Origin of the sequence: Zoogloea sp. (assembly GCF_041914405.1) — a bacterium.
Classification (GTDB): domain Bacteria; phylum Pseudomonadota; class Gammaproteobacteria; order Burkholderiales; family Rhodocyclaceae; genus Zoogloea.
Window position 1 is genome coordinate 52,315 of record NZ_JAYSDK010000005.1, and the last position, 10,461, is coordinate 62,775.

Consider the following 10,461-nt stretch of genomic DNA (forward strand, 5'->3'; position numbering starts at 1 on the left):
CCTGGTGGGTTCGATGGTGTCCGTGGGGGAATGAATTCGCCCCCACGGGGGAGGGGCGCGCAAATTGTAGGGGCGAATTCATTCGCCCTCGGCGCGTGCCTGCTCATGCCCAGGCTTCCTTCCAGCGCCGGGCGCTGCGGTCGAAGGCCAGGTAGATCACCGGGGTGGTGAAGATCGTCAGCACCTGGCTGACCAGCAGGCCGCCGACCATCGTGATGCCCAGCGGCTGGCGCAGCTCGGAGCCGACACCGTTGCCGAGCATCAGCGGCAGCGCGCTGAGCAGCGCGGCGAGAGTGGTCATCAGGATCGGCCGGAAGCGCAGCAGGCAGGCCTCGTAGATCGCCTCGCGGGGCGACAGGCCGCGCTCCCGCTCGGCCTCCAGCGCGAAGTCGATCATCATGATGGCGTTCTTTTTGACGATGCCGATCAGCAGAATGATCCCGATGATGCCGATCATCCCTAGCTCGTGGCCGGACACCAGCAGGGCCAGCAGCGCGCCGACGCCGGCCGACGGCAGCGTGGACAGGATGGTGATCGGGTGGATGTAGCTCTCGTAGAGCACGCCGAGCACGATGTACATCGTCACCACCGCGGCCAGGATCAGCAGCAAGGTGTTGTCCAGCGAGGCCTGGAAGGCCAGCGCAGCGCCCTGGAAGCTGCTGCGGATGTTGCGCGGCAGGCCCAGCTCGGCCTCGGCGGCGTGGATTGCCTTGACCGCGTCGCCCAGCGCCACGCCCGGGGCGAGGTTGAAGGACAGGGTCACCGCCGGGAACTGACCGACGTGATTCACCGCCAGCACCGTCTTGCGCTCGCTGATCCGCGCCACCGATGACAGCGGCACGGTGCGGCCGTTGGCGGCCGGCACGTAGATGTGTTCGAGGGCCGCCGGGCTGCGCTGGAAGTCCGGCGCCACCTCCAGCACCACCCGGTAGAGCGCCGACTGGGTGAAGATGTTGGACACTTGGCGCTGGCCGAAGGCGCTGTACAGCGCGTTGTCGATGGCCGCCGGAGTGATGCCGAGGCGGCCGGCGCTGTCCCGGTCGATATCCACGAAGGCCTGGGTGCCCTGGTCCTGCAGGTCGCTGGCCACGTCGGCCAGTTCGGGCAGGCCGCGCAGCTTGTCCAGCAGGCGTCCGGACCACTGGGCGAGCTGGGCCTCGTTGGTGCTTTCCAGGCTGAACTGGTACTGGGTGCGCGACAGGCGGTCCTCGATGGAGAGGTCCTGCACCGGCTGCATGTACAGCTTGGTGTCGGGGCGGCGCACCTGCAGGCGTTCCTGCAGGCGGTGGATCACCTCGCCGACGTCGGCATTGCGTTCGTCCTTGGGCTTCAGCTTGATCAGCATGCGCCCGCTGTTGAGGGTGGTGTTGGTGCCATCCACGCCGATGAAGGACGACAGGTTGTCCACCGCCGGGTCTTCCAGCACGATGTCCGCCAAGGCGTGCTGGCGCTCGGCCATCGCGCTGAAGGAGATGTCCTGCGGGGCGTCGGAAATGGCCTGGATCAGCCCGGTGTCCTGGGCCGGGAAGAAGCCCTTGGGAATGAAGACATACAGAAGCGCCGTCAGCGTGAGGGTGCCGACGGCCACCAGCAGGGTGAGGCCCTGGCGGTCGAGCACCCAGGTGAGCATGCGTGCGTAGCGGTCCACGATGGCCTGGAAGACGGCGCCGTTGTCGTCGGGGCGGTGGCCGAGGGGCTTGAGCAGGCGCGCCGACATCATCGGCGTGAGGGTCAGCGACACCACCGCGGAGATCAGGATCGACACCGCCAGGGTGATGGCGAACTCGCGGAACAGGCGCCCGACCACGTCGGCCATGAAGATCAGCGGGATCAGCACGGCGATCAGCGAAACGGTGAGCGAGATGATCGTGAAGCCGATCTGCTTCGCGCCCTTCAGGGCCGCTTCCAGCGGCGTCTCGCCTTCTTCCACGTGGCGGCTGATGTTCTCGATCATCACGATGGCGTCGTCCACGACGAAGCCGGTAGCGATGGTCAGCGCCATCAGGGTCAGGTTGTTGATGCTGAAGCCCGCCAGATACATCACCGCGAAGGTGCCGACCAGCGACAGCGGCACGGCGACGGCCGGGATCACGGTGGCCGGCAGGCTGCGCAGGAACAGGTAGATCACGCCGACCACCAGCGCCACGGCCAGGGCGAGTTCGAACTGCACGTCGTGCACCGAGGCGCGGATCGAGGTTGTGCGGTCGGTGAGCAGGCGCAGATCCACGGAGGTGGGCAGGTCGGCTTCCAGTTGTGGCAAGAGCGCACGCACGCGCTCGGCGGTCTCGATGACGTTGGCGCCGGGCTGGCGCTGGATGTTGATGATCACCGCCGGATTGCGGTCGGCCCAGGCGGCGAGGCGGGTGTTCTCGGCGCCCTCGACGGCTTCGGCCACGTCGGACAGGCGGATCGGCGCGCCGTTCTTCCAGGCGATGGTCAGGTTGCGGTAGTCGTCGGCGGACTTGAGCTGGTCGTTGGAGTCCAGCGTGGTGGCGCGCACCGGGCCGTCGAAGCTGCCCTTGGCCATGTTCACGTTGGCGTTGGCGATGGCGCTGCGTACGTCCTCCAGGCTGAGGCCGGCCGAGGCCAGGGCCTGGGGATTGACCTGCACACGCACCGCAGGGCGCAGCCCGCCGCCGATGGTGACGAGGCCGATGCCCGGCAGCTGGGAGATCTTCATTGCCACGCGGGTATCCACCAGGTCGGCCAGCTTGGCCAGCGGCAGGCTGGACGAGCTGACGGCGAGGGTCAGGATGGGTGCGTCGGCTGGATTGACCTTGCTGTACACCGGCGGCATCGGCAGGTCTTGCGGCAGGAAGCTGTTGGCGTTGGCGATGGAGGCCTGCACCTGTTGCTCCGCCACGTCCATCGCCAGGGACAGGTCGAACTGCAGCGTGATGACCGAGATGCCTTCGCCGCTGGTGGACGACATGCGCTTGAGGCCCGGCATCTGGCCGAACTGGCGTTCCAGCGGCGCGGTGATCGCCGAGGTGGTGACCTCCGGGCTGGCGCCCGGGTAGCGGGTGACGATCTGGATCGTCGGGTATTCCACCTCGGGCAGCGCCGACACCGGCAGAATCTTGTAGGCGATCAGGCCGACCAGCAGGATCGCCACCATCAGCAGCGAGGTGGCGACCGGGCGGAGGATGAAGGTGCGCGACGGGTTCATGCCGGCTTCTTGCGTTCGTTGCGACGCTCGCCGTCGCCGCCGTGATCGGTGCCCTGCTTGGCCTCGTTGCGGGCGCCTTCGCCACGATGGCGGCCGCCGCCCTGGCGCCCCTCGGGCGAGGAGAGTTCCACCGGGGCGCCGTCGCGCAGGCGGTCCACGCCGTCCACGACGATCTTCTCGCCGACCGACAGGCCCGACTCGATGGCGACGGTGTCGGCGGTGCCGGGGCCGGTAACCACCGGGCGCATGCTCGCGGTCTTGTCCTGCTCGTTGATCACGTAAACGAAGCTGCCCTGGTTGCCCTTCAGGATGGCCGCCGAGGGCACCAGCACCGCGTCGTGGCGGGTATCCACGCGCAGGCGGGCGCTGACGAACTGGTTGGGGAAGAGGGCACCGTCCTTGTTGTCGAACTGGGCCTTCAGCTTGACCGTGCCGGTGCTGGTGTCGATCAGGTTGTCGGTGCTGACCAGGTGGCCACCTGCCAGCTTGGTGCGGCCGTCCCGGTCCCAGGCTTCCACGCTGAGCCCCTTGCCCTTCTTGAGTTGGGCCTGCACGGCCGGCAGATTGGTGGAGGGAATGGAAAACAGCACGGTGATCGGCTGGGTCTGGGTGAGGACCACCAGGCCGCTGGCGTCGGCGGCGCGGACCATGTTGCCGGCGTCTACCTGGCGCAGGCCGAGGGTGCCAGCCACCGGCGCGGTGACTTTGGTGAAGCCGAGGTTGAGGCGCGCGGTGTCCACCAGCGCCCGGTCGGCCAGCACGGTGCCTTCCAGCTGGCGTACCTGAGCCTCCTGGGCATCCACCTGCTGGCGGGCGATGGAGTCCTTGGCGAGCAGGCCGCGGTAGCGCTCCAGGTCGAGGCGGGCGTTGGCGAGCAGGGCCTCGTCGCGCTGCAACTGGCCGCTAGCCTGGTCGAAGGCGGCTTTGAAGGGGCGTGGGTCGATTTCCGCAAGCAGGTCGCCGGCCTTGACCTGCTGGCCGTCGCCGAAGGCGATCTTTTGCAACTGTCCATCCACGCGGGGCTTGATCGTCACGGTGTTGAGGGCGGTGACGGTGCCGATGGCGTTCACATTCACGTCGATATCGCCGGCGCGGGACGCGGCGGTCTGGACGGGAACCGGGCGGTTGCCGAAGTCCCGGTTGCGCCCGCCCTTGCCCCGCGGTCCTTCGCCACGGGGGCCGTCGCCACGCGGGCCGGCTTCGGCCTTTTTGGTTTCGGCGGCCTCACCGGAACGGTAATAGGTGGCTGTCCCTGCTGTGGCGGCGAGCAGGACAGCGATCGAGGTCCAGATGACTTTCTTTTTCATGGCGGGTATCGGATGTCGGTGCGTAATCGAGCGCACCGGAGCAATTCGCAGGGCCGGAGGGCAATTCGTTTGCTGGCGGTATTGCAGGTTTCGTGCCGCTCTTTTTTCTCTTTTCGAGAAAAACTATTCCAGATTCGATTTGGCCGCGCCGACGCCGGGAATCCTGTGCTCGCCGGTGTTTTTTCGTCGTCATGTGACTGGATTGGCAGGAAATTGACGCAGGGTTCAGTGCTGGCCGAAATGGGTTGATTTGCCAGCATGGCTGTTGTGGGGCTGTTGGCTGCCCAGCAGGCACGGGCTTATTCGTCCGGACGGAAACTCCATTTCGGGCTGAGCAAAAGGGCCGTCAGGGACAGCAGGCTGATCAGGACCGCCGAGCCGAGCAGCGGAACATTCTCGCCAAGGCGCTCGGGATAGATGCTGAGGCCGGCCGCCAGGCCGATGCCATTGCCGCCTGCCACCAGCACGGCGGCCGCGAAGTCGTGAAAGCGCCGGGCCTTGTTGGCAACTGCAGCCCATTGCGGATCGGTGTTGTAGCTGGGCAGGCCGTGGCTATCGAGCTCCAGTCGTTCCAGCGACGACACGAAACGGCGCAGATTGGTGATGGCCCGCTCGGCCTTGAAATTGAGAAAGGCCAGGCAGGTAGATGCCACTGGAAAACCCAGGATCAGCCATTCGACCGGCACATGCCCGGCAATCACGCCGGGCTTCAGGGCGACGAGGGCCGCCAGCATGCTGACGACCAGCGTCACATAAAGCGCCAGCGCTTGCTGGCGCTGGGCGATGCGGGCGTTTATTTCCTGGTAGGCGGCGATGAAGCGGTAATTGGCGTCGACGTAGGATTTGCCGGCCATTTTTTCAGTCGATCAATTGCATGCGCTTCAGGTGGGTGCGCAGCACATTGCGGGAAATGCCGAGCAGCCGAGCGGTGCGGACCTGGTTGAGGTGTTCCCATTCGTAGGCGGTATTGATGGTGTGATCGACGATATGGTCGAACAGGCCTTCCTTGCCTTCCTCGAAAAGGTTTTTCAAATAGCGCGTGAATGAATCCTCCAGGTCGGCCGGGGTGGCCGGCTGATCGCGCGGCGTGCGGTCGATCTGGGGGCCCAGAAGGTGCAGGTCTTCCGCCTCGATCTGCCTGCCGTGGAAAACCAGCAGGGCCCGGTGAATGACGTTTTCGAGCTCGCGGATATTGCCCGGCCATTGGTATTCGAGCAGGGCCCGTTCCGCCTGCGGGGAAATGCCCGGTTCGGTGATGTCCAGGCGCGTGGCGTATTTGTGGATGAAATGGCGGGCCAGCGGAATGATGTCGCGCGGACGTTCCCGCAGAATTGGAAGATCGAGGGAGACGACTTTCAGCCGGTAATAGAGATCCTCCCGGAAGCGGCCCTCGGCGACCGCTTTTTCCAGGTCCACGTTGGTCGCCGCGATCAGGCGTACGTCCACCTTGACCGGCTTGCGCGCCCCGATGCGCACCACTTCGCCCTCCTGCAGCACGCGCAGCAGCTTGACCTGCATCGGCAGCGGCAGATCTCCGATTTCGTCGAGGAAAAGGGTGCCGCCATTGGCCGCCTCGAACCAGCCGGCCTTGGAATTCATTGCCCCGGTGAAGGCGCCTTTCTCAAAGCCGAACAATTCGCTTTCGAAGAGGGTTTCGGAAAAGGCGCCGCAATTGATGGCCAGAAAAGGCTGGCCTGCCCGCAGGCTGGAAAGATGAACCTGGCGCGCCACCAGCTCCTTGCCGGTACCGGTTTCGCCAATGATCAGGATATTGGCGTTGCTTGGGGCCACCCGGTCGATCAGGGACAGCAGCTGTAGCGAGCGCGGGTCGGCGAACACCACGGCGCTGGCACGAATGGACATGGAAACCGAGCGGGGGTCGGGGAATGTAATGATGTGCGGGGCGTGGTTCATTTTTCGTCGGACCGGGGGTTTCTATTGGCGCTCATTGTAGGTACCGAGTTCCCCCGTTAGTAACAAAGAATTTCTGAAATACATATCTGCCCCTTTGTCAGCACAACTGTTGGCTGTTCACCAGCAAGTGTGCTGAGCGATCAGCAAGTTAATTCCCGGTTTTTTTGGATTGGGGTGCATTGTTTTGTTTTTTAAGAGTTTTTAATTCTGGCATGGAGCGTGCGATGTGCGTTCAGAGGGCATTTTTTCGATTTTGCTGGCGGCAATTCCTTATTCTGATTGTGAATTAGCTTATTCCGTTTGTCGGCCTTTTGCCTCTTTTCTTGATATTTCGGTGCCGTGTCCTGCCGATCCTGTTTATCTGTTTGGAGAATTAGCATGTTCAATTTTGAGATAACCAAGGGACGTTCCCGTATTTCGGCCGTCATCGCTTCGGTCATGATCGCCGCCTCGGGTGCCTCCTTCTCCGGTTCAGTGCTGGCCCAGCCGAGCGCCGCCGTGGCCCCGGCCGAGTCTTCCGCGCCTGCCGCCGCACCGTCCGCCGCTGTGGGCACCGACCTCCACGCCGGCAAGCCGGCGGCCACCGAGTCCGTCGATAACCCCTACGGCCTCGAGGCCCTGTGGAAGGGCAGCGACGCGATCACCAAGACCGTGCTGCTGATCCTACTGTCCATGAGTATCGGTAGCTGGTACATCATCGTCGTGAAGCTGCTGGAGCAGTCCAAGATCGGCCGCCAGGCCAAGAAGACCACCGACAATTTCTGGAGCGCCGGTTCCGTGCAGCAGGGCGCCGAGAACCTGGAAGGCTCCAGCCCGTTCCGCTTCATCGCCGAAGCCGGTATCGAGGCGACCAAGAAGCACGACGGCCTGCTGCAGCATGTCGGCTTCAACGAGTGGGTGACGCTCAGCATCCAGCGCGCCATCGAGCGTATCCAGAGCCGTCTGCAGGGTGGCCTGGCCTTCCTGGCGACGGTCGGCTCCACTGCGCCTTTCGTCGGCCTGTTTGGCACGGTGTGGGGTATCTACCATGCACTGACCGCCATCGGCGTGGCGGGCCAGGCGTCCATCGACAAGGTGGCCGGCCCGGTGGGCGAGGCGCTGATCATGACCGCCATCGGCCTGGCTGTCGCGGTGCCGGCAGTGCTGGGTTACAACTGGCTGGTTCGCCGCAACAAGAGCGTGCTGGACGACGTCCGCGCCTTTGGCAGCGACCTGCACTCGGTCATCCTGGCTTCCGCCAGCAAGGCCTGAGCGCCGGAGCACGAAGCCATGGCCATCAGTGCTGCACCCGCCGATGGGGATGACGACGCCGTGATCAACGCGATCAACACCACGCCGCTTGTGGACGTGATGCTCGTGTTGTTGATCATCTTCCTCATCACCATCCCGGTCGCCACCACCTCGGTGGCGGTCGAATTGCCGAAGGAAACCGTCGAGGTCCGGGAGTCCAAACCCGAGAATCTGGTCATCTCGGTGGACAAGAGCAACGCCATTTTCATCCAGGATTCGAAGGTCGCCAGTACCGGGGCGCTGGTGGAGCATCTGAAGAAGGTTTCCGCGCTGCGTCCGCAGCCCGAGGTTCAGATCCGCGGCGACCTGACGGCCCAGTATGAAGGCGTCGGCAAGATCCTGTATGCGTGCCAGCGTGCCGGCATCGCCAAGGTGGCCTTCATCACCGAACCGCCGGCCCGTGGCGGCTGAAAGGGAGTGAAATCATGGGTATGAACGTAGGTTCGAGCAGCAGCAGCGACGCCGAGGTGATGGTGGACATCAACACCACGCCGCTCATCGACGTGATGCTGGTGCTCCTGATCATGCTGATCATCACGATCCCGATCCAGTTGCATGCGGTCAATCTGAACCTGCCGGTCGGCACCCCGCCGCCCAGCGATGTGAAACCGGAAGTCGTGAAGATCGATGTGGACGCCCGGAGCATCGTGCATTGGCAGGGTGTTCCGGTGGCCAACGGGGCCGAACTGGAGCAGAAGATGAAGGATGTGGCCGCGCTGGCGACCCAGCCTGAAGTCCATCTGCGGCCCGACCGGCATGCCCGCTACGAAGTGGTGGCGGGCATCCTGGCGGCGACCAAGCGGGTCGGTTTGAGCAAGATTGGTGTCATTGGCAGCGAGCAATTCATAGAATGAACGCGATCACCGCAAGCAACTACAGTTTTCAGCCCAAGGCGCCGGAGCGCAAGGCGACCGGGCTGATCGTCGTCGTCGGCCTGCACGTCGTCCTCGGCTATGCGCTGGTGTCCGGCCTGGCCCGGGAAGTCGTCAAGGTCATCAAGAAGCCGCTGGAGGCGGCGGTGATCCAGGAGGTGACGCTGCCTCCGCCGCCCCCGCCACCGAAGGTGGTGAAGGTGGAGCCGACGGTCAAGCCGAACGCGCCGCCCCCGCCGGCCTATGTGCCGCCGCCAGACGTGGCGCCGCCGGTGGCAGCGCCGGTGATCGCCGCGGCGACGCCAACGCCGCCGGCCGAACCGCCGGTCATCGCGCCGCCGGCCCCGCCCGCGCCGCCGGCACCGGTGGCTGCGCCGAAGCCGGTGCGCGCCGAGATGGCCGCCAGTTGCCCGACCCAGGTGCGTCCCGAAGTGCCCCGCGGTGCCGAGGGCGTGACCGGCGTGGTCAAGGCCCAGGCGGTCATCCGCGGCGGAGCGGTGCGGGACGTGACGATCCTGTCCGGGCCGAAGATCCTCCACGCCGCGGTACGCAACGCCATGCTGCAGTACAAGTGCGTGGCCAGCGAAGGCGAGATCGTGGCAACCCAGCAGTTCGTCTTCGAAGCCGAGTAAACCGCATCCTGCTTCGGCGCCAGCAAGCCCGTGCCCATCGCCCGCGCCAGTCGCGGGCGGTGTGCTTATCAGGATTCGTGCAGTGCATATGAGGCGCGGACTGCAAGGCTTCTGAAATCTTCTTGGTTCGTTCCGCCGGAACGGATCGTTAATGTTCTCCCGTCAGCCGGCTACATCAGGTGCCGGCCATTCACTTGCGGGAGAACGCTCATGCTCGATGCCTCCATCGATTCGGCTTCTGCGGACAGTGCGACAGCACCCTCCAGCGGCAGTGCCGACATCGCCGAAACCCTTCTCGAACACGCTCGCCAACAGGCTCAGGCGGATGGCCTGGCCTATGCCGGTGGCCTCACGCCGACCGATGCCTGGCAACTCGTCAGCGACGGCCGCGCCGTGCTGGTGGACGTGCGCACTGCCGAGGAGCGCAAGTTCGTCGGCCATGTGCCGGCCGGCATCCACGTGGCCTGGGCGACCGGCACGTCGATGAACCGCAATCCGCGCTTCGTGAAGGAGCTCGAAGCCAAGGTCAAGAAGGATGCGGTGGTGGTCTTCCTCTGTCGCAGCGGCAAGCGTTCCGTCTCCGCCGCCGAAGCGGCCGCCAAGGCCGGCTTCGTCAATGCGTTCAACATTCTCGAAGGCTTCGAGGGCGATCTCGACGGCGAGCAGCGCCGCGGCACGCTCGGCGGCTGGCGCCTGCGCGGCCTGCCGTGGATCCAGGACTGAACACGCTCCTGCTCTCCTGCGGGACGGGCTGCCGGCGGACCCGCCGTGAAGTCCGACCCACAGGGGAGTCGTCCCCGGGGCCCTGAGCCCGCACCGACTCATACAAGGATCCACCCCATGCTCACATCCATCGGCCTCTCCGGCCTGGCCAACCGCTTTGGCGCCCTGGTGCGCCGCCTGCGCGAAGAGCGCGACTGGTCCCAGGAGCAACTCGCCGAATATGCCGACCTCAACCGCACCTACGTCGGTGACCTGGAGCGCGGCAAAGCCATGCCTTCCCTGCTCACCGTGGGCAAGCTGGCCTATGCGCTTGGTTTGCCCGCGTCTGCGCTGATCGCCCGTTTCGAGGGATTGGCGGCGGAGTAGGGGCCGGGCCTGTCGAGGGGGGCTTGCATTGCTGTGCGACTGAGGGCTTTGAGACTCGGGGCTTTGAATCTGTGGGGGCGAATTCATTCGCCCGGATTGCCGTGATGAACCTCCGCGGGCGAAAGAAATAGCCCCCCCAGGGGTGGGGGGGGCGGCCCCGCGGCCCACGCGATCATGCCGGCAGCACC

10 protein-coding genes are annotated in these 10,461 nt (G+C 65.2%); 6 read left to right on the top strand and 4 right to left on the bottom strand.

The features are described from left to right. Window positions 1-103: 103 nt before the first annotated feature. The 4 genes from ACE3RX_RS04510 to ACE3RX_RS04525 form a co-directional block, all read right to left on the bottom strand. Entirely contained in the window at window positions 104-3,169 is a 3,066-nt protein-coding gene (locus ACE3RX_RS04510; protein WP_374480756.1) for an MdtB/MuxB family multidrug efflux RND transporter permease subunit, read from the bottom strand. Next, on the bottom strand, window positions 3,166-4,476 hold the full coding sequence (locus tag ACE3RX_RS04515; protein WP_374480758.1) for an MdtA/MuxA family multidrug efflux RND transporter periplasmic adaptor subunit: 1,311 nt from the start codon (window positions 4,474-4,476) through the stop codon (window positions 3,166-3,168). Before ACE3RX_RS04515 ends, ACE3RX_RS04510 begins: the two co-directional genes overlap by 4 nt. A 299-nt stretch (window positions 4,477-4,775) precedes the next feature. Beyond that, window positions 4,776-5,330, bottom strand: coding sequence for a hypothetical protein (locus tag ACE3RX_RS04520; protein ID WP_374480760.1), 555 nt, complete (start codon window positions 5,328-5,330; stop codon window positions 4,776-4,778). Between the two features lie 4 nt (window positions 5,331-5,334). Beyond that, window positions 5,335-6,339, bottom strand: a complete 1,005-nt coding sequence (locus tag ACE3RX_RS04525; protein ID WP_374480762.1) for a sigma-54 interaction domain-containing protein — start codon at window positions 6,337-6,339, stop codon at window positions 5,335-5,337. 429 nt (window positions 6,340-6,768) lie between these two features. Between ACE3RX_RS04525 and ACE3RX_RS04530 the strand changes: the two genes are divergently transcribed. The 6 genes from ACE3RX_RS04530 (at window position 6,769) to ACE3RX_RS04555 (ending at window position 10,273) form a co-directional block, all read left to right on the top strand. Beyond that, the gene (locus tag ACE3RX_RS04530) at window positions 6,769-7,641 is read left to right on the top strand and encodes a MotA/TolQ/ExbB proton channel family protein (RefSeq protein WP_374480764.1); all 873 of its coding nucleotides are present in this window, start codon (window positions 6,769-6,771) and stop codon (window positions 7,639-7,641) included. A gap of 18 nt (window positions 7,642-7,659) precedes the next feature. Continuing rightward, complete coding sequence (locus ACE3RX_RS04535; protein WP_374480766.1) at window positions 7,660-8,091, top strand: ExbD/TolR family protein; 432 nt, start codon at window positions 7,660-7,662, stop codon at window positions 8,089-8,091. A gap of 14 nt (window positions 8,092-8,105) precedes the next feature. Then, window positions 8,106-8,534 (top strand): ExbD/TolR family protein, encoded by a 429-nt coding sequence (locus ACE3RX_RS04540; protein ID WP_374480768.1) that lies wholly within the window; start codon window positions 8,106-8,108, stop codon window positions 8,532-8,534. After that, entirely contained in the window at window positions 8,531-9,184 is a 654-nt protein-coding gene (locus ACE3RX_RS04545; RefSeq protein WP_374480770.1) for an energy transducer TonB, read from the top strand. Before ACE3RX_RS04540 ends, ACE3RX_RS04545 begins: the two co-directional genes overlap by 4 nt. 210 nt (window positions 9,185-9,394) lie before the next feature. Further along, window positions 9,395-9,907, top strand: a complete 513-nt coding sequence (locus ACE3RX_RS04550; protein ID WP_374480772.1) for a rhodanese-like domain-containing protein — start codon at window positions 9,395-9,397, stop codon at window positions 9,905-9,907. A 117-nt stretch (window positions 9,908-10,024) separates the two neighbouring features. Then, the gene (locus tag ACE3RX_RS04555) at window positions 10,025-10,273 is read left to right on the top strand and encodes a helix-turn-helix domain-containing protein (protein ID WP_374480774.1); all 249 of its coding nucleotides are present in this window, start codon (window positions 10,025-10,027) and stop codon (window positions 10,271-10,273) included. Window positions 10,274-10,461: the final 188 nt, after the last annotated feature.

Excerpts from the sequence above, each read along its gene's own strand:
- ACE3RX_RS04555 (WP_374480774.1), top strand. The coding sequence starts at position 10,025 with ATGCTCACATCCATCGGCCTCTCCGGCCTGGCCAACCGCTTTGGCGCC.
- ACE3RX_RS04550 (WP_374480772.1), top strand. The coding sequence starts at position 9,395 with ATGCTCGATGCCTCCATCGATTCGGCTTCTGCGGACAGTGCGACAGCA.
- ACE3RX_RS04515 (WP_374480758.1), bottom strand. The coding sequence starts at position 4,476 with ATGAAAAAGAAAGTCATCTGGACCTCGATCGCTGTCCTGCTCGCCGCC.
- ACE3RX_RS04530 (WP_374480764.1), top strand. The coding sequence starts at position 6,769 with ATGTTCAATTTTGAGATAACCAAGGGACGTTCCCGTATTTCGGCCGTC.
- ACE3RX_RS04535 (WP_374480766.1), top strand. The coding sequence starts at position 7,660 with ATGGCCATCAGTGCTGCACCCGCCGATGGGGATGACGACGCCGTGATC.
- ACE3RX_RS04545 (WP_374480770.1), top strand. The coding sequence starts at position 8,531 with ATGAACGCGATCACCGCAAGCAACTACAGTTTTCAGCCCAAGGCGCCG.
- ACE3RX_RS04525 (WP_374480762.1), bottom strand. The coding sequence starts at position 6,339 with ATGTCCATTCGTGCCAGCGCCGTGGTGTTCGCCGACCCGCGCTCGCTA.
- ACE3RX_RS04510 (WP_374480756.1), bottom strand. The coding sequence starts at position 3,169 with ATGAACCCGTCGCGCACCTTCATCCTCCGCCCGGTCGCCACCTCGCTG.
- ACE3RX_RS04540 (WP_374480768.1), top strand. The coding sequence starts at position 8,106 with ATGGGTATGAACGTAGGTTCGAGCAGCAGCAGCGACGCCGAGGTGATG.
- ACE3RX_RS04520 (WP_374480760.1), bottom strand. The coding sequence starts at position 5,330 with ATGGCCGGCAAATCCTACGTCGACGCCAATTACCGCTTCATCGCCGCC.